Source organism: Coleofasciculus sp. FACHB-1120, from assembly GCF_014698845.1.
Lineage (GTDB): Bacteria > Cyanobacteriota > Cyanobacteriia > Cyanobacteriales > FACHB-T130 > FACHB-T130.
This window is the reverse complement of sequence record NZ_JACJTV010000020.1, coordinates 44,493-66,022: the sequence shown is the minus strand read 5'-3', so window position 1 is coordinate 66,022 and position 21,530 is coordinate 44,493. Positions and strand designations below refer to the sequence as shown.

24 protein-coding genes are annotated in these 21,530 nt (G+C 47.0%); 9 read left to right on the top strand and 15 right to left on the bottom strand.

All coding sequences use genetic code 11. From position 1 onward, the window contains the following. Nucleotides 1-91 precede the first annotated feature (91 nt). On the top strand, nt 92-307 hold the full coding sequence (locus tag H6H02_RS17760; protein WP_190820142.1) for a DUF2945 domain-containing protein: 216 nt from the start codon (nt 92-94) through the stop codon (nt 305-307). Nucleotides 308-316: 9 nt separating this feature from the next. Continuing rightward, a complete protein-coding gene (locus H6H02_RS17755) occupies nt 317-646 on the top strand; it encodes a DUF3140 domain-containing protein (RefSeq protein ID WP_190820140.1) in 330 nt (109 codons plus the stop codon). Between the two features lie 290 nt (nt 647-936). Here H6H02_RS17755 and H6H02_RS17750 read toward each other — a convergent pair whose 3' ends face one another. Both H6H02_RS17750 and H6H02_RS17745 read right to left on the bottom strand, forming a co-directional pair. Next, complete coding sequence (locus H6H02_RS17750) at nt 937-1,926, bottom strand: pentapeptide repeat-containing protein (RefSeq protein ID WP_190820138.1); 990 nt, start codon at nt 1,924-1,926, stop codon at nt 937-939. Between the two features lie 626 nt (nt 1,927-2,552). After that, nucleotides 2,553-2,792 carry a hypothetical protein gene (locus H6H02_RS17745; protein WP_190820136.1) on the bottom strand — a complete coding sequence of 80 codons (240 nt, stop codon included), beginning with the start codon at nt 2,790-2,792 and terminating at the stop codon, nt 2,553-2,555. 176 nt (nt 2,793-2,968) lie between these two features. Between H6H02_RS17745 and H6H02_RS17740 the strand changes: the two genes are divergently transcribed. Next, nucleotides 2,969-3,694: a TPM domain-containing protein gene (locus H6H02_RS17740; protein ID WP_190820134.1), complete on the top strand. Its 726-nt coding sequence runs from the start codon at nt 2,969-2,971 to the stop codon at nt 3,692-3,694. On the opposite strand, the gene H6H02_RS17735 is transcribed toward H6H02_RS17740, so the two are convergent. Beyond that, entirely contained in the window at nt 3,691-4,074 is a 384-nt protein-coding gene (locus H6H02_RS17735) for a DUF4346 domain-containing protein (protein WP_190820132.1), read from the bottom strand. The genes H6H02_RS17740 and H6H02_RS17735 overlap by 4 nt on opposite strands. A 108-nt stretch (nt 4,075-4,182) precedes the next feature. Continuing rightward, entirely contained in the window at nt 4,183-5,364 is a 1,182-nt protein-coding gene (locus H6H02_RS17730; RefSeq protein WP_190820130.1) for a GNAT family N-acetyltransferase, read from the bottom strand. 578 nt (nt 5,365-5,942) lie between these two features. Between H6H02_RS17730 and H6H02_RS17725 the strand changes: the two genes are divergently transcribed. After that, nucleotides 5,943-6,965 carry a chemotaxis protein CheB gene (locus tag H6H02_RS17725; RefSeq protein WP_190820128.1) on the top strand — a complete coding sequence of 341 codons (1,023 nt, stop codon included), beginning with the start codon at nt 5,943-5,945 and terminating at the stop codon, nt 6,963-6,965. Further along, nucleotides 6,865-7,587, top strand: coding sequence for a chemotaxis protein CheB (locus H6H02_RS17720; RefSeq protein WP_190820126.1), 723 nt, complete (start codon nt 6,865-6,867; stop codon nt 7,585-7,587). Before H6H02_RS17725 ends, H6H02_RS17720 begins: the two co-directional genes overlap by 101 nt. A gap of 237 nt (nt 7,588-7,824) precedes the next feature. Here H6H02_RS17720 and H6H02_RS17715 read toward each other — a convergent pair whose 3' ends face one another. Next, complete coding sequence (locus H6H02_RS17715) at nt 7,825-9,363, bottom strand: DUF1565 domain-containing protein (RefSeq protein WP_190820124.1); 1,539 nt, start codon at nt 9,361-9,363, stop codon at nt 7,825-7,827. A gap of 292 nt (nt 9,364-9,655) precedes the next feature. Further along, the gene (locus H6H02_RS17710) at nt 9,656-10,204 is read right to left on the bottom strand and encodes a DUF2808 domain-containing protein (RefSeq protein WP_190820122.1); all 549 of its coding nucleotides are present in this window, start codon (nt 10,202-10,204) and stop codon (nt 9,656-9,658) included. Nucleotides 10,205-10,495: 291 nt separating this feature from the next. On the opposite strand from H6H02_RS17710, the gene H6H02_RS17705 reads away from it, so the two are divergent. The 3 genes from H6H02_RS17705 to H6H02_RS17695 all read left to right on the top strand — a co-directional run bounded on the left by H6H02_RS17705 (nt 10,496) and on the right by H6H02_RS17695 (nt 12,371). Further along, nucleotides 10,496-11,311, top strand: coding sequence for a hypothetical protein (locus tag H6H02_RS17705; protein ID WP_190820120.1), 816 nt, complete (start codon nt 10,496-10,498; stop codon nt 11,309-11,311). A 168-nt stretch (nt 11,312-11,479) separates the two neighbouring features. Continuing rightward, nucleotides 11,480-11,653, top strand: coding sequence for a 50S ribosomal protein L32 (gene rpmF, locus H6H02_RS17700; RefSeq protein ID WP_190410231.1), 174 nt, complete (start codon nt 11,480-11,482; stop codon nt 11,651-11,653). A gap of 124 nt (nt 11,654-11,777) precedes the next feature. Beyond that, nucleotides 11,778-12,371, top strand: a complete 594-nt coding sequence (locus tag H6H02_RS17695; RefSeq protein WP_190820118.1) for a sulfite oxidase-like oxidoreductase — start codon at nt 11,778-11,780, stop codon at nt 12,369-12,371. Between the two features lie 119 nt (nt 12,372-12,490). Here the strand turns inward: H6H02_RS17695 and H6H02_RS17690 are convergent, their stop codons facing one another. Further along, nucleotides 12,491-13,867, bottom strand: coding sequence for an aldehyde dehydrogenase (locus H6H02_RS17690; RefSeq protein ID WP_190820116.1), 1,377 nt, complete (start codon nt 13,865-13,867; stop codon nt 12,491-12,493). Nucleotides 13,868-13,945: 78 nt separating this feature from the next. Next, nucleotides 13,946-15,085: a hybrid sensor histidine kinase/response regulator gene (locus tag H6H02_RS17685; protein WP_190820114.1), complete on the bottom strand. Its 1,140-nt coding sequence runs from the start codon at nt 15,083-15,085 to the stop codon at nt 13,946-13,948. Between the two features lie 610 nt (nt 15,086-15,695). On the opposite strand from H6H02_RS17685, the gene H6H02_RS17680 reads away from it, so the two are divergent. Then, nucleotides 15,696-16,130, top strand: a complete 435-nt coding sequence (locus H6H02_RS17680) for a hypothetical protein (protein WP_190820112.1) — start codon at nt 15,696-15,698, stop codon at nt 16,128-16,130. Between the two features lie 187 nt (nt 16,131-16,317). Here H6H02_RS17680 and ureC read toward each other — a convergent pair whose 3' ends face one another. The 7 genes from ureC to H6H02_RS17645 form a co-directional block, all read right to left on the bottom strand. Further along, complete coding sequence (ureC, locus tag H6H02_RS17675) at nt 16,318-18,042, bottom strand: urease subunit alpha (protein ID WP_190820110.1); 1,725 nt, start codon at nt 18,040-18,042, stop codon at nt 16,318-16,320. 97 nt (nt 18,043-18,139) lie between these two features. After that, nucleotides 18,140-18,676: a DUF1349 domain-containing protein gene (locus H6H02_RS17670; protein ID WP_190820108.1), complete on the bottom strand. Its 537-nt coding sequence runs from the start codon at nt 18,674-18,676 to the stop codon at nt 18,140-18,142. Between the two features lie 12 nt (nt 18,677-18,688). Further along, the gene (locus H6H02_RS17665) at nt 18,689-19,153 is read right to left on the bottom strand and encodes a cupin domain-containing protein (RefSeq protein WP_190820105.1); all 465 of its coding nucleotides are present in this window, start codon (nt 19,151-19,153) and stop codon (nt 18,689-18,691) included. A 20-nt stretch (nt 19,154-19,173) separates the two neighbouring features. Then, a complete protein-coding gene (locus tag H6H02_RS17660) occupies nt 19,174-19,479 on the bottom strand; it encodes an urease subunit beta (RefSeq protein WP_190410224.1) in 306 nt (101 codons plus the stop codon). A 137-nt stretch (nt 19,480-19,616) separates the two neighbouring features. Continuing rightward, a complete protein-coding gene (locus H6H02_RS17655) occupies nt 19,617-20,174 on the bottom strand; it encodes a DJ-1/PfpI family protein (protein WP_190820103.1) in 558 nt (185 codons plus the stop codon). Between the two features lie 27 nt (nt 20,175-20,201). Next, complete coding sequence (gene ureA / locus H6H02_RS17650; RefSeq protein WP_190410222.1) at nt 20,202-20,504, bottom strand: urease subunit gamma; 303 nt, start codon at nt 20,502-20,504, stop codon at nt 20,202-20,204. 49 nt (nt 20,505-20,553) lie between these two features. Further along, the gene (locus tag H6H02_RS17645) at nt 20,554-21,441 is read right to left on the bottom strand and encodes an urease accessory protein UreD (protein WP_190820184.1); all 888 of its coding nucleotides are present in this window, start codon (nt 21,439-21,441) and stop codon (nt 20,554-20,556) included. Nucleotides 21,442-21,530: the final 89 nt, after the last annotated feature.

Here is a 21,530-nt window from a genome sequence, read left to right as displayed (position 1 = left end):
CTAATCTGCAACCAGACTGATTACTCCCTGGAAATCAGCCACCATAATGTGACAGTTAGTAGATAAAGAAATATTAAGCAGGAGTCGAACTTTGAGCGATCAATTGAAGAAAGGCGACAAGGTTACATGGAAGACCTCACAAGGTGAAACCAGTGGCACTGTGAAGAAAAAGCTCACTTCACCCACAGATATCAAAGGACACCACGTCGCTGCCTCCAAAGATAATCCAGAGTATCTGGTTGAAAGCGAAAAAACTGGGAAAGAAGCCGCTCACAAGCCTGAATCCCTAAATAAGATTGAGGAGTAATGCTGAATTATGAGTAATGATGTGAAATCAGCCATTGATGAGTTTCACAGCGTTGTTAACATGACACCGCAGGAACTTGAGTCCTGGCTCAAAACGGACGATTCCAAAGCTGTTGGGCAAAAGGATGGAGAGGAAGAATCAACAGGTCACAAATCTGGTAAGCGCATCATCGAGTTGTTGCACAAGAAGAAGGATGACTATAGCGAAGATGACATATCGCACATTAAGAAAGTGATTAGTTACGTCCACCGCCACAGCGCACAGCAGCCGTCAGGCGATATAGAACACACGCGCTGGCGCTACTCACTGATGAATTGGGGTCACGATCCGCTCAAGTAACGACAGGTTTACCAAGAAATTGCCAAAACTCTCTCCAATTTCTCAAAATAAAATTTCTCGTTTCCACGCCTGGAAACGAGAAGCTACAACCAACAGTGCAGACATAGAATTGGAGCGATACGCTTAGCGCGTATCGCTTCGACTGTTAATACCCATTTTTCTATAAATGCCTGCTACAAATAAATGCTCATGAGCATTAACGAGAAAACAATGACCAACTACTCTTTAGTTCATGTTGCAGCCGCAGATACAAATGGTAGAAGTATCGCCAAGGATGCCAGCCAGATAAGTTATTCGTGAATTGTGCCATCAGGGAGAATTGCACCCGTTAAGATTGCTTGTTGCCAATCAGAGTCTTCCAGGTAAGCTCCCCGCAGGCTAGCACCCGTCAAGTCGGCTCCACGCATTTCTGCCACATTCAAGTTAGCTCCCCACAAGTAGGCTCCCCGCAAACTTGCTTCACTCAGGTTCGCTTCACGCAAGCTTGCCATATTCAGGTTTGCTCCCGTCATGTCAGCTTCACTCAAATTGGCTTGACTCAAGTCTGCCTTACTTAGGTTCGCTTCACATAAGTCGGCTTTGGCAAGTGAGGCGTGATTTAGATTGGATGCATGCAAATTTGCCCTAGATAGAATCGTTACCCGCATCTGGGCTTCAGACAGATTCGTGGCTGCTAGGTTGGCACCACTCAGATTAGCTCCATTCAGTTTGGTCTCGCTGAGGTTGACTCCATCCAAGTCTATGCCATTGAGATCGACGCCATTTAAGTAAGCTGCTCTCAGGTGTACGCCGTTGAGTATTGTTCCTCGCAGCAATGCGCCGCTTAATCTGGCTCCACTCAGGTTTGCCCAACTTAGGTTGGCATCCACGAGATTAGCCGAACGCAAATTTATTCCCCGCAGGTCTGCACCACACAGGTTGACTCCGCACAAGTTTGACAAACGCAGATTCACTGATGTCAGGGTTGCACCGCTCAGTTTTGCTCCGACCAGCACCGACTTCACGAGGACAGCTCCTCTTAAGTTGGCTTTGGTCAAGTCTGTCTCGATGAATCTTGCTTCGCTCACTTTGGCAAAACTCATATCGGCTCGATGCAGGCAAGCTCCACTGAAGTTGGCTCCGACTAGGACTGCGCGACTCAGGTTTGCGGCTGATAGATACGCTCCTGAAAAGTCTGAACCGGATAGATTGGCTCTTTCCAGGTTTATCCCTATAAGATTTTCGCCGCTAAAATCTCTTTGTCCTTGTTCATAGCGCTGTTTCAGTGCTTGTGCATCCATATAATTTCCCCAAGTTTGCTCAAAGATAACCTACCTATTTTTAGAGTTCCCAAATATATCGCCAAAAATACATAAACTTTTGGGTCTTTTTTTTGATGTAGATAGTTGAATATTTATGAAATTTTTTTACATGAAAATGAAGACAATGCGATCGCTCTGTGGATGTCTCAATTTTGTTTACTGAAGTCGCGGACTTCCGCCCGAACTTTAGTAGGGCTAAAAGCTCATAACCCGTTTAAATTAAATGGGTTCAAAGGCTGACCAGTAAGTTTTAGCTTCCTTAAGCTTCTCGCTCTCAAAATTTATTTCCAGGCTCTGATATCCGTGCCCTTCAACTTAAGTTGAGGTTTCATGCCTCAACCAATCTACTCTGTCTATTGGCAGAAGCAGTCATGGGGGGTGTTGGAGTGGTGCCTCTGTCTGAGTTGAAGGAAATCATTTCTATGCTTGTATGGCGGCAATGAAGGTACTGCAACAAGCTTTCAAGAAAATGATTGGGATTTGTGAAATCGCCGGGTTAGAGTTCCTCAAAACCCATTAACACCTGCCGATCAGGATGAATTGAGCAAGATACTCAAAGCGATCGCATCCCAAACCGATGCGGTTACTCATAAGGATGCGATCGCTCAAAACGGAATATCGTCGTCGTAGTCAATCTCATTAGAAAAGGGATCGAACGGGTTTGGCTGAGGATTTTCTGGTGCTGTTTGCAGATCGATCCAGCGCTTCGCCAATTCCAGTGCTTCTGCCTCTGTTCTGGCATTATGGACGGGAATCAGGCATTCTCCACCAGCACTCCAAACCTGAACGCAGAATACTGGTCGTGCTTCTATCAGCCAACCCCTGTAAATTTCTGGTGAACTCATAACTGATACCACCCAGAGCGATTTTATTGATTATTTTGCTAACCTATCGCGCTCACTTTCGATATAGCCCAAAAAAGGCTATTTTTAAAAACTAACACGTTCACTTGCCCGAAAGTGAGTTTTCGGGGAGTTTGTGTAGTATTTTTTGAAAAAAGTCATTTTTGTCATTTCATCCAATGAGACAATTCCTTACGCAAGTCTTTCGTCGAATAAAATTCCAGACGCGCCTGATAGTAGCCATTGCCCTGATGGTTCTGGCTACTCAGCTAATGGCAGCGCCAGTAAATGCTACAGGCGTTTATCAAATTCCCAATCTAGCCGCAGGCGATCGCAACTGGATTCTTGATAAAGCTGAAATTCTCAGTCGCCTCACCGAAGGTCAAATTAACACCGAGTTGGATAAATTAGCCAACGAGACAGGCAATCAAGTTCGGTTTGTGACCGTCCGCCACCTCGATTATGGTGAAACAGTGGAAACTTTTACCAATCAGTTGTTTGAAAAATGGTTTCCTACACCAGAAGCGCAAGCAAATCAAATTTTACTGGTGATTGATAGCGTCACGAACAACACTGCGATTCGCACAGGTGAAAAGGTAAAGTCTGTCTTGAGCGATGATATCGCTAAGAGCATTGCCGAAGAAACCGTGTTGGTGCCATTGCGGGAAGGCGACAAATACAATCAAGCTTTTTCGGATGCAGGCGATCGCTTAATTGCCGTCCTATCAGGTGAGACAGACCCAGGACCGCCGGAAGTCAAAGATACGGTTAATGTCGAAAGAACCTTTAAAAAGGCAGAAGAAACCGACACTGGCAACGCGACTATCTGGGTCGTTGGCTTACTGCTTGCTGCCACTGTCATTCCGATGGTGACTTACTTTTTCTATCAAGGCTTCTCAGGCTAGTCTTGAACGTACTCCTGCCCATTAATTAGAGCAAACTCAGCCCTGACAAATTCGCGCCCCAAATAAGCGGCATGATCCAGCATGGTGAGTGGAGTGGGCTGAGTTTGCTCAAAAATTTTTATGCAAAGCTCTTTAGCTGTTCTGCCAGTATAGACAACGGTGTGGGTACGTTCTACCTTGCCTCGTACCGGGATAGGTTTGCCTGTTTCGGGATCGACCGCCAAACCGCGTTCGTTAATGATATTCGTGAAATGTTTAGCGCAAATTAGCCCCGCTTCCCGATCCAGGTAAATGATGAAATATCCAGCCGGATCGAGGTGAATATAACGCTTGGAAAGCTGGTCATCAATGGCAGCTAAATCTTGAGCAGTTTGAGGCATAAAAATCAAGAAATTTCTAAACAATCGACAGTGAAAACAGGCTTACAACCTATCTCAAGTTTAGTTCTTCCTTCGTTCCTGCGTATCTTTCGTGCCTCTTAGGTTGGTTTATTCATCGCGCTGACTAAAGGGTAACTCCTGGTTAATCGCATCAATTTCCTGTTGCTCCATTTCATTGATTTGATGGATGTGAGTCCGCAAAACTTGACCCAAACGCGGATTATAGAATCGATGCATACTGTAGTTGGAAGTTGCTGGGAAACCGCGACGTTTTTTATGACGCCCACCGGCACCCGGATCGAAGCTTTGGATGCCATGCGCGATCGCCCACTCAATTGGCGTATAGTAGCAGGCATTAAAATGCAGACAGTCAATGTCCTGGTAGCTTCCCCAATAGCGCCCATACAGTTGATCGCCCTTGGTGAGGCAAAAAGACATTCCGACGGGTTGCCGGTCATCCTGGGCGTCGTAGGCGGCAACAAATAACACTCGATGACGATAGTTGGGATACAACTGTTCAAAAAATCGCCGAGTTAAATACTTACTTCCCCACCAGCCAAACTTGTCGCAGGTATCGGCGTAGAAGTCATACATTAACGAAAAAAGCGGCTTCGGAATCTCATCACCCGTGAGGGTTCTGATTTGCAAACCGGCTTTTTCTACCGCCTTGCGTTCCCGTTTGATGTTACGGCGCTGATTCGCGTTAAACGCGCCTAGGTAATCATCAAACGTATTAAAGCCCGTATTTTGCCAAATGAAACTATGGTGCAGCCACGGCGTAAAACCGTGTCGTTCCAGAATCGGTCGCCATTCGGGGTCTACATAGAGGAAATGACAGCCGCTAATCCGATTTTTTTGACAAAAATGGTCAATCGCCTCCACCATTAGCTCGGTTAGTTCATCCTCATCTTCGCCAGGGGCAATTAAGAAGCGATAGCCTTCCGCTGGGGTCATCGGAGACATTCCCAGCAATTTTGGATAATATTGCACCCCTAAGCGTTGAGCTAAATCTGCCCACTGATGGTCAAATACAAATTCACCATAACTATGTCCTTTCAGATAAAGCGGTGCAGCTGCGATTAGGTGCCTGTCTCGCCATATCGTCAGGTGGGTGGGTAGCCAACCCGCCTTAGCGCCGACGCTACCAGAAGTTTCCATATTGTTGAGCCAATCCCATTCTAGGAAAGGCGTTTTCAACGGCAGAGCGATCGCGTCCCACTCGGCTTGGGGCACTTCAGCGATTTTACTAATCCAAGCAACAGAATAGCGGGGTTTCAGTTGTTCCACCATTTCAGGAATCAGGGGTAGAGCGTTGGTTGCAACTCAGACTGGATGAGAAAGCCTCTTCTAGGGTAATGGAACTTTCCCGATCTCATCAAAGAGAAAGTAAAGAGAAAGCGATCGCTAGGGCAAAAACTTCTAAATTATTCATTTTGAATCCGTAGCAACGCCTGCTGACCACTTCAAGACGCAATTTAAGAGAAGGCAGCTGCTAATACCAATCTTCTAATGTGGTTAACCATCAAGACTTTTTGTATGCAGGCTCATTTATGAAGTTCATACGGAACTCATTCCCCAGCTAGAAGATGAGTGAAACACTAGCAGTTACCTTAGTTATAAGCAAGCTAAAGCTTTAAAAATCCACTGCCTTGCAAGCTTTGCAGAGAAGGCAGAAAATAGCGATTCTCTCAAGAAGATGCTGGGCGGGTGAAGGATCGAGCTTCGCTCGATCCTTCACCCGCCCAGCACGTTTCCTTGTAGGAATCCACTAAAACCTACCTAGCGATTCATCACTGAGATTCAGCAGAGTTTTCACCTTATTGCATCAATCGGATAGGTTTTCCCCATTCTTCGCTCAGGAGAGGTAAATGCCTGGTCACGACATTATTGTTATTGGAGCTTCCGCAGGGGGAGTGGAAGCCTTGATTCAATTGGTCGCTGATTTGCCACCGAATCTTCCGGCGGCGATTTTCGTTGTGGTTCACTTTCCCGCGTGGGGTCAGAGTATTCTGCCGCAGCTTTTGAACCGCGAAGGTTTCTTGCACGCAGACCATGCTAAAAACGATGAGAAGATTGAGCTAGGGCGGATCTATGTGGCACCGCCAGATTACCACCTGCTGGTGAAACGCGGATACATCCGTTTGGTGCAAGGGCCAAAAGAGAACGGCACTCGTCCGGCAGTCGATCCCCTGTTTCGCACCGCCGGGAGGGCGTACAAACGCCGGGTAGTCGGGGTGGTGCTGTCGGGCACCCTTGACGATGGCACGGCGGGACTGATTGATTTAAAGCGGCAAGGCGGTGTAGCTGTGGTTCAAGACCTAACAGACGCCTTTTTCTCAGGAATGCCAAAGAGTGCCATCGAACACACAGAGGTTGATTTTATCCTGCCGCTGTCGTCAATCGCCCCGGCTTTAGTGCGTCTAGCCCATGAACCCGTGGCAGAGGAAGCAGCCAGCACTGTGCTTAGCGAAAGCGAATTTGAGACGAATATCGACGTTGTGGAAGTAGATGGAGCCGCTTTACGGGAACTGAGAAAGCATGGAACCTTCTCAGGCTTTACTTGTCCAGATTGTGGCGGCAATTTGTTCCAACTAAATAAGAGCGGGTTGCTCCAGTACATCTGTCGCATGGGGCACGCTTATTCAGTAGAGACTCTGGTAGCAGGACAGTCCCCGGCTCAGGAGTCGGTACTGTGGGCGGCAATCCGTTCTCTACAAAAGCGTGTGGAGCTGATGTATAAGATGGCGAAGTATTCGCGCGATCGCAACCAAATCTTGTCAGCACAGCGTTATGAAGCAAAAGCTAAACAAGCGGAACAACGCTCTGATTTTATCCGGCAATGGCTTGATCCAAGGTCAATTGCCTGCGACAGTACCCCTAGCCGAGAGTGAGGAATCAGGGGAGAGTGCAGGCGGAAATGGAAATTCGCGCTCCCCTTTCAAAGTAGTGGTGCTGGCAGTATCTGAGGGGGGGCTGATAGCCTTAAGCCACATCCTGCCTGCCTTCCCCCCGGACTTTCCGGCAGCGATTATTGTGGTGCAAAAACCCGACACTCAGTCTGGCTCCAGTTTGATAACGGACGCTTTAAATCGCCCCACGACCTTGCCACTCAAGCAGGCACAAGAAGGAGAGCCATTGAAACCAGGAATGGTCTACGTGGCTCCTGCCAATCAGCATCTACTCGTCACCTCGGAGGGGACTTTCTGCTTGTCTGGGGCGGTACTCGTGGACTTTGCACGCCCCTCTGCTGACCTGCTGTTGCAGTCACTAGCGGCAAGTTTTAAAGAGCGAGCGATCGCGGTCATTCTCTCTGGGAGTGGCGGGGATGGTGTAAGTGGGGTGCAGGCGATTAAAAAGATGGGTGGATTAGCGATCGCCCAAAATGAAAGTACATCGGAATTTTTTGAGATGCCCCGCGCCGCCATTGAAAAGGGAAAGGTAGATTTCGTTCTCCCCCTCGATGAGATCGGATCTACCCTCGTGAATCTCGTGGTTTCTTCAGTGTTGACTTGAGAAGTAGAGGCGAAAATACAAAACCTAACCCCCAACCCCTTCCCTACCAGGGAAGCGGAAAAGCCCCTCTCCGCACTTCGTGCCGCTTCGCTAACGTAGGCTAACCGTGTACACACAAGTGACTTCTTTGGCTCAAATCCTTCCTAGACCTAACCCCCAACCCCTTCCCTACCAGGGAAGGGGTGCCATCTTCAAAGCCCCTCTCCGTCTCGGAGAGGGGTTTGGGGAGAGGTCAGATCAAGCAGTCACGATATAGGGTGAGTTGATGGCTGAGACTCGGTTAGCATTCACCAAGGCTTGATAAATGATTGCCGCTACTTCCGCCCGCGTCGCATCGCGGGTGGGGTTAAGTTTTTTGAGTGTCGGGTGATTGACCACCAGCTGCTTTTGAGCGGCTGTTGCGACCTCATCTTTGGCATAGTCAGGAATGCCCGTGCGGTCATCGAAGAAGTTTAACGCGGTGAGAGCGCCCCCGGTTAACTTCAGTCCATTCACCAAAGAGACAATCACTTGGACGCGCTGGACATTGTCGTTTGGTTTGAAGGTTTTGTCGGGGAAACCAGAGAGAAATTCGCCGCGATAGGCTTGTTGAATCGCAGCGTAACCCCAGAAACTGTTTGCCACATCTTTGAAAGCGATCGCTTCTCGTTTGGCAGGTGGGTTAAAAGCTTTGGTCAGTAAAGCGGCATATTGCGATCGCGTCAGACTCGCATCAGGTCTAAAGGTTTTGTCAGGAAACCCGCTGATAATCTCTTGCTTCACTAATTCCTGAATAAAAGTCTCAGCCCAATGACCTTTAATATCAGTTAGCTCAACGACTGTAGAACCGCCGCCGCTACCACCGCCACCAGTACCACCGCCACCAGTACCACCGCCGCCACCCGCCGTGTCAGTAGGAGGAAGCTGATTGTCGAGCAAGTTTACGCTTCCCTTTACTTTGTCGGGATTCATTTGATTTCCCGCCACAATTAGCTGGTTTGAGCTGCTATTTTGTAAATCAAATTTAGTGTTATATCGCAGAATATTTTTTCCGGCGTCGGTGGCACTGCCCAGATCCGGTAAAGCATTGCCAATCACCGTCACACCATCATCAGAGTTTCGTTCGCTCAGATTATTCCGCAGTTTGGGACGCGCATTTCCAGAGATAACAATACCCGATCGGTTCCCAGAAATTTGGTTATCTACCACCAATGGAGAAGCACTATCCGCAATGCTCATGCCATAACCCGTATTCTGGCAAGTATTGCCTCGAATCTCGCCTTTGGCATTTCCTGCTAGCGAGATGCCATTGCCCAGATTTTTAGTAAATACATTAGTGGTAACGACTGGGTTGCCATCACCCGTCACAAAGATTCCCTCGCGCTTACTATTCGTAAAGGTGCAATTGGCAACCGTGGAGCCATTCGATTCTATCCAGACGGCAGTTCCGCGTGTAGCCAGATTGGTCGCAGTTACGCCCCGGAGTTGAGCATTATTGGCTAAATTGACCGTCACATTTTGACCACCAGAAGAGTTGGGACTGCTGTAGCTTCCGCTTCCTTCAATCAAAATGCCACTGCCTTTATTGGCTTCATTCCCCACAATCTTGACCCCAGTCGGCACCTTGAGGGGAAAGACTTCACCGCTGGCTGCATTGTAGTTCCCGGCTGCCAGTTGAATTGTCGTGTCAGTTTGTGCTTGCTGGAGCGCTTTGGTAATCGTCTTGAACGGCGCTGACTGGCTGCCAGCCGCATTATCATTTCCGGTCGCTGGATTGATAAAAAAAGTTTGAGCCATCGTGATATTGAAAGAAAGTATTTGGGATAGATTGCAACAAAAATCTGCAACCAGAGCATCAACCGCTTGCAAATTTACCTATTTTATGCAAGTAATCCCAGCGGTTCCGTTCTCTATAAGAGCCTATCCGGAAAATTTACCAATGATGTTTAAGAGAAAAATAAGCTTAAGACTTATGCACTGAAAGTTTGAAACCGAGATCCTCCAACTCCGCAATAAATTGGGAGAACTAGAAAAGTCCCCCAGTTTGTCAGGGGATGCAAGGCGGATCTCTGCGTAAATCCTAAAGCGATTAAAAGGGCGAGTAGAAGTGCAGGCGTCCCACACCCAAATCTAAACCGTAAGCTTTCTCTCCGGCGGGGAAAGCGTTGATCCGGAACAGATAGACGCCGCTACTAAAGGGGTTCCGTACCGGCTCAAGACCAATCGTAATCGTTTTACCCGGAGGGACTGGCGGATCGAACGTCACCGAGACGGTGCCGGTTTTGCTGTCTCTGGTTACAGATCCTAGGGTTAGCTTCTCACCTTTTTTTCTAGGCTTCCCTTCAAATGCCTCGCTGTCGTCAAGTTTAAATCGAATTTTATCTAATCCCTCGCTCTGAGCGATTGTCACTCGCCCAAGCGGCTCACCGGCATTTTCTGGCAGGCTAACGGTGAAATAATAGGTAGCTCCCCAGACATTAATTCTGTCAAAGGTAGCCGTAGCATCTATTAAGCGAGGCGGTTTTTCAAAGGAAACAGTTCCATCTGCTAGCTGAATTGCCCTAGAGGAAGGACTCAAGACTCCGCAAATGCTAGCGATCGCCGCTAGGGTTGAGCTGAAAACTAAAAAAGAACGCATAGCCAAGTATCAACGACAAGTAAAGAATTTATTTACTCGGAACTATCCTGAATTCAATTTTGTCGTTATCTATGGCAAAATCCCTCTACAGTGGGAGGTAATTCTCATCCATGATGTAGATGAACTACGTTTTGGTTGAGCATTATCTTCAAAGTAGGAAGGCGAAAATCGGTGATTCTAGGGCGGGGCGAAAAGCGGGTGGCAACTATGCACAAGTTAGCTTCTGATCGTTTGAACGTTTTATCAGCAATCGAGTTACCAGGGAGAGGGTGGAGTCAAAGGACTGCTAATTTGATCAAGTCTTTTGCAGCTAAGCGAATTGCACCCATTAGTTTAGTGACGTTGCTCGGTTGTGCGGGAGCAACTTGGCTGGCAACAGCTGCTTTGGTACCGCAGATTGCCCAAGCTTACACTGCTCGCTCTGAAGTTGCGCTGGTTCGTCAGCCAGGAGAAGCCTACGAAGGTTTTGTCCGCAGAGCCGAGGTGGTGGCTAGGGCGGCGGCGCAGCGTAGCTTTGATCGCGACATTTTAGTGACCGATGTTGCAGTGATGATTCTGGGGCAAAATCAGGGAGCGATCGCACCAATTCTTTCTTTAAAAGTAACTCGCGGAGCCTGGAGAAGCCGCCCCGACGCTCCTCGTTGGGCAACCTACTTTCCCAATACTAAGTCTTTACTCGGCTTTGTCGATGACGCGACGCCTTCCGATCAGCCCGTTCCCGCACCAGCACCAGCAGCACCGGCTACAACTCCCCCACCCCCACCAACCGCAGTGCCCGGTAACATTAGGGATGTCACGCCTGGTGCGCCTACGGGAACCCCTCAGAACCAGGCACCCGGAACAGCCGCTCCCGCAGCACCTACAGGGACTCCTGAGAACCAGGCACCCGGAACCGCTGCGCCAACTGCACCAACTGCGCCAACTGCACCAACTGCACCAACGGCTCCCGGCTCGCCAACGATTCCCTCGTCACCAGCGTTTCCTGGCGGTAATGTAAATCCCACAGAAACGATTCCGAATCCTACAGAGAACATTCCAAATCCTACAGAGAACATTCCAAATCCCACTACGCCACCCGCTGGAACGGGAACTGCTGGACAGGGGTAATAACAGGGGCGTGAACCACCGCGTGAACCACCGCGCAAACCTATCCGCTCACTGCCCGATTGGGAACGAACAAGGGTGAGACAGTCGAGAAATTCGCCCGACTAGATTGAACTGGGCAAGGGATCTCTTAGAATAGGAAGGCTGTAAACGATTGCTGGAGTTACGATCATGGCGGTTCCTAAGAAGAAAACATCAAAATCCAAGCGCGATAAGCGCAAAGCCACCTGGAAGCACAAGGCGACAATTCAAGCTCAGAAAGCTCTGTCTTTAGGCAAATCGATTCTGACTGGGCGTTCTAAGTTTGTGTATCCAACGCAGGAAGAAGAAGCCGAAGAAGAATAATTATCCTAGAGGTTGCTTTTCGTCTCAGCCTCCTAGAATTTCCGAGCGCCTTTGGGCGCTATTTTTTTGGATATAAGTGCATATTAAGAATTAGAGTACACAAAACGCCATCTCTACTAGACTCATGCTAGGAAAATTTTTCAAAAAACCAGAATCGGAGCAGAGCGATCGCGTCCCTCCCGGTCAATATCTGACGAAAGGCTTCCCGGTGCTGACCTACGGCAACACCCCCCAGATCGATACTAACAACTGGCAATTTCGCGTCTGGGGTTTGGCAACCGAAAAGACTTTCAGCTTGGCAGATTTTATGGCTCTGCCCCAACATGACTTTACAGCTGATTTCCACTGCGTTACCCGCTGGTCTAAACTCGACGTGCAGTGGACTGGCGTTAAGGTGACAGACTTTATGAAGCTAGTGGAAGTTGACCCGAAAGCTGTTCATGTTATGGAACACTGTTACGGTGATTACACCACGAATATTCCTTTAGAAGACTTTCTTCGAGAAGAAAACTTTTTTGCTCACACTCTATTTGGGGAACCGCTACCGGCGGAACATGGCGGGCCGATGCGGTTAATTGTCCCTCACCTCTATGCTTGGAAAAGCGCCAAATGGATTAACGGCTTAGAATTTCTTCGGCAAGAGGAATCGGGTTTTTGGGAGCGCAATGGCTACCACCGGCGGGGAGAACCGTGGACAGAAGAACGATATAGCTATTAAGGGAGTGGGGAAAAAGAGTTTTAAATTTTGAGTTTTGAATTAAAAGAGAAATCTTTAATTTCAAACTTAGATGCGATAAATCGCGTTTCTGAAATTTAAAACTTTTTCCTCTTGACTAATTATTTCATCAGCCACTTCAGGATCTTGACCTTGTCCTTATAGGGAGCGTATCTCAACTTCACATCAACGAGAAAAGATTTGTTGAGTACGCTTTTTTGATGGGAGAATGTCTCAAAACTTGCCTTACCGTGATAACGACCGATGCCGCTCTCTCCGACGCCGCCGAAGGGTAAATCTAGAACGCCAGCTTGCATGACGGTGTCGTTGATGCAAACACCCCCTGAAGAGGTTTGTTGCAAGACAGTTTGTTGCTTTTGTTTGTCTTTTGAGAAGAAGTAAAGGGCTAAGGGTTTCGGTTTGGCGTTGACGAGAGCGATCGCTTCGTTCAACTCTGTATATTCCAGGACTGGTAGAATTGGGCCAAAGATTTCTTCTTGCATGACTGGATCTTCCCAGCCCACTCGATCGATGACAGTAGGAGCAATGTATCGTTCGGATGGATTAGTCTCTCCACCAATCACAACACCGTCATCTAGAAATTTGCAAAGACGGTCAAAGTGTTTTTGATTAATAATCCTGCCATAATCAGGGCTTTTTTCCGGTTCATCTCCATAGAAATTGTGAATACAATTTTTGATTTGTGCTAACAAGTCTCTTTTAATTCTTTTATCTACCAAAAGATAATCTGGGGCAATACAAGTTTGACCTGCATTCATGAATTTACCCCAAACAATTCTTCTGGCGGTGTATTCCAGATGAGTATCGGAATCTACAATACAAGGACTTTTACCGCCCAATTCTAGGGTGACGGGCGTCAGATGTTTGGCTGCCGCTGCCATAACGATTTTTCCGACTTTGCTGCCGCCTGTAAAAAAGATATAGTCAAACTTTTCTTCGAGTAACTCCTGGCTGGTTTCGATACCGCCTTCTACAACAGCCACTACTTCTGGATTAAAGTATTTAGGGATAATCTCCGCTAACAGATGCGATGTATTTGCAGCCATTTCTGAAGGTTTTAAAATCGCACAGTTACCGGCTGCGATCGCACCCACTAGCGGCAAAATTAGTAGCTGCAAGGGATAATTCCAGACTCCCACTATGAGAACTACACCCAAAGGCTCAGAATAAAGCTGCGCTGAGGATAAGAACTGAGTAATCGGAGACTTTATTTTTTTAGGCTTTGTCCAGATATTAATATTTTTTAACGCATAATTAATTTCCTCTAAGCAAACTCCTATTTCCGATAAGGCAGCTTCAAATATTGGTTTATTTAGGTCAGTTTGCAGAGCCTTAAAAATAGCGGCTTCATTCTCTAGTAATGCTCTTTTTAAAAGCTTTAAATGTTGAATTCTAAACGAAATATCTTTAGTTTTCCCGGTTGCAAAAAACGTTTTTTGCTGAGATACGATATTATTAATTTTCGGTGGAACTAGCATTTTTTCTCCAGAGTTGGATTTTAAATTTTGGATTTTATGCTCTTTAAAATCCAAAATCTAAAATCCAACAGTAATATTTCATACTTGAGCAGGCAAAGAGACTCTAAATAAACTGCCTTTACCCAACTCAGACTTAACCTCAATTGCACCTTGATGAGCTTCCACAATTCTACGTGATAGATGCAGCCCTAAACCACTGCCAGAACGCTTATGATTTCCTTGGCGAAACCGCTCAAATAAAACTTTCTGGTCTTCTAGGGTGATGCCTGGGCCGGTGTCGTTAACGTCAATAACAATGGCAGAATTAGCGGAGTTACTTGTATGAGAGCCTAGCGACGCATGGACGGTGACTGAACCATTATCTGTAAATTTGATAGCATTTCCGATTAAGTTTGTTAAAACCCGATGGATTTCCATGCGATCGCCTACTATTTTGAAATCAAGCGGATGATTGTCGGCGCTGTCCCCTAGATCCAGCTTCAGTGTGAGATTCTTTTCCTCTGCTAAGGGAGAAAGTTCTTGAATTACTTCCTGAAGTAGTTTCCGCAGATCAATCGGCGAGAAGCTCAGGGTTTTGCGACCGGCTTCATAGCGATAGACTTCTAACAAAGTATTTACCATCGCTAGCAAGTTGCGATTGCTGCGATCCATCGTCGCGATCGCTTCTTGCATTCCTGGTGAGAGTTCTCCTAAGGCTCCTTGTTTAAATAGAGCTAGCATCCGCTCTGCGGCGACGATTGGCGTCCGCAAGTCGTGGGTGAGCCAGGAGACGAAATCTTCTCGCTGACGGGCAATTTGATCGCGTTCGTCCACACTATGCTTCAGCCGCAGCAGCGATCGCACCCGCGCCAGCAATTCATCAACTTGTACTGGCTTGCGAATAAAATCATCCGCTCCGGTATCTAAGCCCTCTACGACGCTGGCGTGATCGTGGGCGGTGATCAGCAAAATTGGGATAAATGGTAACTTACTATTATCGCGGACTCGCCTAGTGACTTCATATCCATCCATCCCTGGCATCATTACATCCAATAAAACCAAGTCTGGCGGAGATTGTTCAATCTCGTTTAGGGCAGAACGACCATTTTCCGCCAAAGTAATGTCATATCCCTCTTCTTCTAAAATGGTTTGAACCAAAAACAAGTTATCGGGAGAATCATCCACAACGAGAATGCGGTCAGTTTTAGAAGGTTGATTGAGACTCGAATGATTCTTCATGGAAACGATAGGTTAACAACTCAAGTTTATTGAAATTAATTTTTGTAAATTAATCGTGCATCACGTAACATTCTTTACGCCTAAGGTATCATTTTGCCTCATTCCCTAGAAGGATTCTTGGGAATCTATACCAAATTTTTGTTTCTTTGGCTTCTATCCAGCGTTTGTACTAGCAATAATGACCTTTGCAACAGAAAATTAATTATAAACCTTAAGCATGACGGTCATACTTTTCTGTCATCTCATCTATCTGGCTGTTGATTGCTGGAAATAAAAAGTCGCAGATATCGAGTTTATTTGTATCTATAAATTAAGCAAAACGAGAAAGATAGGAAGTAAGGAAGCCAATTTCCTCGTGCTAAGGAATGGATACGTCAGGTTTTTTGGGCGATCTCACTCTCGATCGGAATATAGAGGCTAGCAATGCGGACAGCTTGATCTACAGGATGGACGTGCAGACGATCGCTGGAAACTCTCTGCTGCATAGCAGTCTGCGCTCTAGGTTTGCTGTATTGTTTCCATACTTATTAAATTTTTCTGTCTCAGGGTGGATTGACCAAAAACCCCTCTTTAAGAGATCAATTGAAGGGCAGATTCAAAGTTGGAAAGTATGGGTCGCTTAGCACCTGAATCTAGTCGAACCATTCGCAAACAACAACGCCCTGATCGCCGCCCTTCGCCCAAAGTTCCGATAAAAGTTATCACGGGCATCTATTTTTCGATACTTCTATCTATCTTGGTGGGTGCGGTACTACTGAGCAGTGGCAGGATGACGGTTGGAGGCATTCCGTTGTCAATCCTGATGAGCTTTTTGAGCGATGATGCAGCGCGAAATGCTTATATAGCAGGAGAACCCACAGCACTTCATGACCGTCTTGAGGTGATGGGTGTCGAGGAGCAAATCAAAGAATATTATCGACCCCAATTTTCAGATGAAGCAAAACTAGACCAACACATTCACCAAATTTTGTATGACCGCACTGGATACGTGGGGGCACAATATGAGGTGAATGCTGAAGGGGTGTTAGTTTTGAAAGACAAATAAATAGAGACGGGATTCATCAGGGTGTCTATTGCAATCCTCAGTTAATTGGGTCTCTACTGGATTAATTGGGTCTCTCTTGCAATCCTATTTGGGTTGTGAGTCTTAATAGTTAAGCTCGCCGACTTTTTAGAGAAGTCGGCGATTTTGCTTTTACGAATCATTTAGGATTGCTACACTACCGATTTAATCAAAATAAGAAGTAGCGTTGTGCTAAGGGAAGAATGGTTGCAGGTTCGCAAGTCAGCAATTCCCCATCGGCCCGCACTTCGTAGGTTTCCGGATTTACTTCCATGTGAGGCAGGGCATCGTTTAATTTCATGTCTCGCTTACTTAGCTGCCGCGTACCACTGACGGCAACCGCTGGCTTTTGTAGCTTAAGCTGCGCGGGAATATCTTTTTCGAGTGCCGCTTGAGAAATAAAAGTTAGAGAAGTGGCAGCGATCGCGCCTCCAAAACTCCCGAACATCGGGCGCATATGCACGGGTTGCGGTGTGGGGATACTGGCGTTGGCATCGCCCATTTGAGCGTAAGCGATCGCGCCTCCTTTAATGACTATCTCTGGCTTGACGCCAAAAAATGCCGGACGCCAGAGGCATAAATCCGCCAGTTTCCCCACTTCTACGGAACCAACATACTGCGAAATGCCGTGGGTAATCGCTGGATTGATTGTATATTTTGCAACATAGCGCTTCGCCCGGAAATTATCTGCTCTTTCTCGCCCCGCTCCTGGTAACAATGGCGAGAGGTTTCCCCGCTGCACTTTCATTTTGTGTGCCGTTTGCCAGGTGCGAATGATTACCTCGCCTACCCGCCCCATCGCTTGAGAATCAGAGGAAATCATGCTGAATGCGCCCAAATCGTGCAGAATATCTTCAGCGGCAATGGTTTCTCGGCGAATCCGCGACTCGGCAAAGGCGACATCTTCGGGAATGCTGGGGTCGAGGTGATGGCACACCATCAGCATATCTAGGTGTTCATCTAGAGTATTGACGGTATAAGGGCGCGTCGGGTTGGTGGAAGAGGGCAGGACGTTCGCTTCGCCGCATACCTTGATGATGTCCGGCGCGTGACCGCCACCGGCTCCCTCGGTGTGGTAAGTGTGAATAACGCGATTCTTAAATGCGGCGATGGTGGTTTCTACAAAACCAGCTTCGTTCAAAGTATCGGTATGAATGGCTACCTGCACATCATAGTTATCCGCAACGCTTAAGCAAGTATCAATCGTCGCGGGTGTGGTGCCCCAGTCTTCGTGCAGTTTTAAACCCATCGCCCCGGCTAAGACTTGTTCGATAAGTCCTTGGGGTTGGCTGCTATTGCCTTTCCCCATGAATCCTAGATTTACCGGGAAGGCGTCAGCGGCTTGCAGCATTCGGTACATATTCCACGGACCGGGAGTGCAGGTGGTCGCATTTGTACCTGTAGCGGGGCCAGTACCGCCGCCAATCATGGTGGTGATGCCGGATGCGATCGCGACTTCAATCTGCTGCGGACAAATAAAGTGAATGTGGCTGTCAATTCCGCCAGCAGTGAGAATCATTCCTTCCCCAGCCACGACCTCGGTTCCAGGGCCAATAATAATCTCTACATTGTCTTGAATGTAGGGGTTTCCAGCCTTACCAATTTTGAAAATATTGCCATTTTTAATGCCAATATCGGCTTTGACAATCCCCCACCAGTCGAGGATTAAGGCGTTGGTAATTACCAGATCGACGGCACCATCGGCATTAGAAATGGGCGATTGTCCCATGCCATCCCGGATGACTTTGCCGCCACCGAATTTCACTTCATCGCCGTAGGTCGTGAAGTCTTGTTCGACTTCGATGAATAATTCGGTGTCAGCAAGACGAACGCGATCGCCTACTGTAGGACCATAGGTTTCGGCATAAGCGCGGCGATCCATTCTGTAACTCATCCTTGACTCCTCTAGAGTGGTATATTTTTAACGCAAAGAACGCAGAGATTAACGCAAAGGTACGCAGAGTTCTTGCTGATTCTTAGCGTTTTTTGGGTTATAAGCGATTAATTTTGAATCCCTCAAATTTCATTGAGAAGCCATTTCCCTCTGGAGAAGCGCACATCACCCCCACATTTACTGTCTCAACCGGGGTGAGATAACCAAGGCGTAGCATTGTGTACTGAGTGCCATCCAGAGAGTATTGCACCTCTATAGCGGTGCCGCGTCGATGTACGCGCATCCAAAGTGAAGCCGGGTTATCTGGTAACGGGACAACAGACCAATCTGAGTAATCTCTCGTTATCACAGCGCTAACTTGTTGTACACCCTCGACAAATTCAATCCCACATTTTAACCAATTTGCCTCATCTAAACGCAGCATCAATCCGGCTTGATCGTACAAATCTCGATACTCACCACTAACTTTCACCTCAACCATGAAGTCTTTGTTCGCTGGCTGATAAAAAAAGTGACCGTTATCTCGAATAAAGCCGTAGTGAGTTTCTCGCCAAAAATCAGTTTTCCCAGCGGATGTAATGATAATTGTATTGCCTTGGACATTCCAAGTTGGCGGTTCGTTATACCATTCCATCGCCATTCTTTTCTAAATTTCTACTGGTTCTTGGTCGAATCTCCGCATTAACTCAAGCAAAGCTTCCCGATCTGGTTTTTGCCCGTCCTTCATCAGTTCAGCCAGTCCCTCGAAATACTTTTCGCGTTCCCCGCCCGGACAAAACATAATCAGTAGCTTTGTAGGCTTTGTGCTGTGATTGGTAAACCCGTGAGGTGTACCGCGAGGGACAAGCACAAATGCCCCTGGTTGTCCTTTTACTGTTCTATCCCCGACAAGGATTTCCACTTCCCCTTCCAGGACATAAAACATCTCCTCCATCTGGCGATGGATGTGTGGTTGCGCCCCGGTTCCATCCGGTTCTAGGCTAAACTCAAACAGCCCTAAGTTCCCGTGAGTATCGGCACCAACCGCTTTAAATGTAGCTTCGCTGTTACCAATAGTAAGATGCCTGCCTTCTCCAGGCGCTAGTACAATTTCCTGTATAGGTAAAGTCATTTAATTATCCTCATTAATTGCTATAGCGAACCATTTATTTTGCCATTGAAGCCATATACTTGACGGCTACCAACAAATGGTACTAATTCCACTTCTTTTTCATCTCCAGGTTCAAAGCGCACGGCTGTACCTGCTGGAATGTTCAGGCGCATTCCCTTTGCTTGTTCTCTATCGAAATCTAAAGATTCGTTCACCTCATAGAAGTGAAAATGAGAACCAACTTGAATCGGGCGATCGCCTGTATTTGCTACTTGCAGTTTTATACTAGGGCGACCGGCATTCAGTTCTATTTCCCCTGCTTGTACAAGCATTTCTCCAGGAATCATTTCAACTTCCTCTTTGAGTTTTTTATAAAAACAGCTAACTATTGTATAAATTCAACCATAGGAACCGGCTCGGTGTCGTAAAATGCTGAATATAATTGGCTCCGTAAATTGCTCACACTTACCTAATTTTTCTAAGATTATGTTTGATAATCCATTTGTTTACGGATTTTCTCTTTAATCTCGTATCCGGCGAACTTTTCACAAAGATATAAACCCAAATCAATTGCCGAAGTAACGCCTCTGGCGGTAATTACGTCACCTTCATCAACCACTCTTTTGTCTACGACCGACTTACAATACTTTTGAAGGTCGTGGAAAGCATTGGGATGGGTTGTTGCTGTCTTTCCTTCTAAAAATCCCGCTGCACCGAGTAGTAAAGAACCTGTACACACAGAAACTTTGAACTTGCAAGGCGCTGAGGTTTTCAGCCATGTTATTAACTCAAGGTCGTTAACTAATTTTCTGGTGCCAATTCCACCCGGCATGATAATCATGTCATAGGATTGAAGAGATTCGCCTACTTTGTTCGGAGTAAAACGAAGTCCAGCGTTATCGCTTACTTCTTGAGAAGGGGCGCAAATATGCCATTCCAAATTGGGCATAAAATCCATTGTCTTGAGACGAGTAACTGGATCGTAAACTCCGATAAAATCTAAGGCGGTCATTCCGGTGTAAACGATAAATGCAACCTTCATAAACAATCCTTCAATCTACGGGATTCTCTAACGAATTGGGTTGTGAACTGTAACCAATTTTGTCCCATCGGGAAATGTCGCTTCTACCTGGACTTCATGCACCATCTCTGGCACACCTTCCATCACTTCTTCCCGTGACAGTAGCGTTGTCCCATAACTCATTAAATCGGCAACAGTACGTCCATCTCTAGCGCCTTCCAAAATGCCAGCGGAAATATAAGCGATCGCTTCTGGGTAATTCAGCTTTAAACCTCTTTCCTTACGGCGTTCCGCTAACAGTGCCGCCGTAAAAATTAATAGCTTATCTTTTTCCTGTGGCGTCAGTTGCATTGATAACCTCTTAAACTCCTTCGTGTTCTCCGTGTTCTTTGCGGTTTGTTCAAATTTGCCACACTCTCGGTGGACAAGCAGGGCGTTCTAAAAAGTGCAATCGCAGCAAATTCCAAATATCTATAAACCAGTTTCGCACCTGGGAAGTAGAAGAACCGCGATAGCGACACAATAGCCCAGAAGGAAGACGAGTAATGCCTGCTTGGTGAAGATTCCCCCCTATTCCCTTCTTAAAAAAGGGTGAATGATTCCCTAGATTTCGTACTTTTTCCACAATCTCCGGTGACACCGCTTGCCCAATCCAGACTAAACTCGCTACAACGGATTGCCCAGCTAAACCGTGAGGACTGTCGAGGATTTCTGTCCCGCCAGGTAGCCATTGCCTGTCAATCCACAGAGGGCGTCCTTGCTGCCAGATTTCGGTATGCGATCGCCACTCTCCGTGTAAGAATCTTTCCCCTCTGGCACTGCGCCCAAAGCGTGTAATTTCCCAGCCCAGCCAACTTGCTTCTGGAGCTAATTCTACCCGCAAGTCTTGCCGATAAATCGCGCCGTCAAAAATAATTGTTTCCTGGGGTAGCCACTCCAAAGTAGCACCCGCGTTCACCTCGATTTCAATCGTTTGATTCGCTGGCAATCCATTGCTGCGATAAACCTTACCGGCGGCAGCGGTAGTGATTAAGGCTTGGGCGTTGGGTTGGAGGTGGAAATTGAGCGATAAGCGATCGCCCCCCACAACACCCCCCGCTGTATGCAAAATTACACTATGACAAATCTCCGATCCTTCTGGATAGAATGGGCGCTGTACCTTCAGCGGTGCTTTTACGCGATCGCCAATCACCTGGGTTGTGCCTTGGGTTTTAGAAAACCCCAAGTTAAGAATGCCATGCCACCCAGAGGATGAAGGATTTGTTGCTGCCGGATCGAGGTCTTTCATTAGATTGGGTGCATAAATTGTTAATTTTTTACTCCCGAAAATCACCTTAAACAAAAATACCATTAAACTCAATTGAAACGGATATTTTC

Coding starts and splice junctions, on each gene's coding strand:
- H6H02_RS17755 (WP_190820140.1), top strand. CDS start 317: ATGAGTAATGATGTGAAATCAGCCATTGATGAGTTTCACAGCGTTGTT.
- H6H02_RS17750 (WP_190820138.1), bottom strand. CDS start 1,926: ATGGATGCACAAGCACTGAAACAGCGCTATGAACAAGGACAAAGAGAT.
- H6H02_RS17745 (WP_190820136.1), bottom strand. CDS start 2,792: ATGAGTTCACCAGAAATTTACAGGGGTTGGCTGATAGAAGCACGACCA.
- H6H02_RS17740 (WP_190820134.1), top strand. CDS start 2,969: ATGAGACAATTCCTTACGCAAGTCTTTCGTCGAATAAAATTCCAGACG.
- H6H02_RS17735 (WP_190820132.1), bottom strand. CDS start 4,074: ATGCCTCAAACTGCTCAAGATTTAGCTGCCATTGATGACCAGCTTTCC.
- H6H02_RS17730 (WP_190820130.1), bottom strand. CDS start 5,364: ATGGTGGAACAACTGAAACCCCGCTATTCTGTTGCTTGGATTAGTAAA.
- H6H02_RS17725 (WP_190820128.1), top strand. CDS start 5,943: ATGCCTGGTCACGACATTATTGTTATTGGAGCTTCCGCAGGGGGAGTG.
- H6H02_RS17720 (WP_190820126.1), top strand. CDS start 6,865: ATGAAGCAAAAGCTAAACAAGCGGAACAACGCTCTGATTTTATCCGGC.
- H6H02_RS17715 (WP_190820124.1), bottom strand. CDS start 9,363: ATGGCTCAAACTTTTTTTATCAATCCAGCGACCGGAAATGATAATGCG.
- H6H02_RS17710 (WP_190820122.1), bottom strand. CDS start 10,204: ATGCGTTCTTTTTTAGTTTTCAGCTCAACCCTAGCGGCGATCGCTAGC.
- rpmF (WP_190410231.1), top strand. CDS start 11,480: ATGGCGGTTCCTAAGAAGAAAACATCAAAATCCAAGCGCGATAAGCGC.
- H6H02_RS17695 (WP_190820118.1), top strand. CDS start 11,778: ATGCTAGGAAAATTTTTCAAAAAACCAGAATCGGAGCAGAGCGATCGC.
- H6H02_RS17690 (WP_190820116.1), bottom strand. CDS start 13,867: ATGCTAGTTCCACCGAAAATTAATAATATCGTATCTCAGCAAAAAACG.
- H6H02_RS17685 (WP_190820114.1), bottom strand. CDS start 15,085: ATGAAGAATCATTCGAGTCTCAATCAACCTTCTAAAACTGACCGCATT.
- H6H02_RS17680 (WP_190820112.1), top strand. CDS start 15,696: ATGGGTCGCTTAGCACCTGAATCTAGTCGAACCATTCGCAAACAACAA.
- ureC (WP_190820110.1), bottom strand. CDS start 18,042: ATGAGTTACAGAATGGATCGCCGCGCTTATGCCGAAACCTATGGTCCT.
- H6H02_RS17670 (WP_190820108.1), bottom strand. CDS start 18,676: ATGGAATGGTATAACGAACCGCCAACTTGGAATGTCCAAGGCAATACA.
- H6H02_RS17665 (WP_190820105.1), bottom strand. CDS start 19,153: ATGACTTTACCTATACAGGAAATTGTACTAGCGCCTGGAGAAGGCAGG.
- H6H02_RS17660 (WP_190410224.1), bottom strand. CDS start 19,479: ATGATTCCTGGAGAAATGCTTGTACAAGCAGGGGAAATAGAACTGAAT.
- H6H02_RS17655 (WP_190820103.1), bottom strand. CDS start 20,174: ATGAAGGTTGCATTTATCGTTTACACCGGAATGACCGCCTTAGATTTT.
- ureA (WP_190410222.1), bottom strand. CDS start 20,504: ATGCAACTGACGCCACAGGAAAAAGATAAGCTATTAATTTTTACGGCG.
- H6H02_RS17645 (WP_190820184.1), bottom strand. CDS start 21,441: ATGAAAGACCTCGATCCGGCAGCAACAAATCCTTCATCCTCTGGGTGG.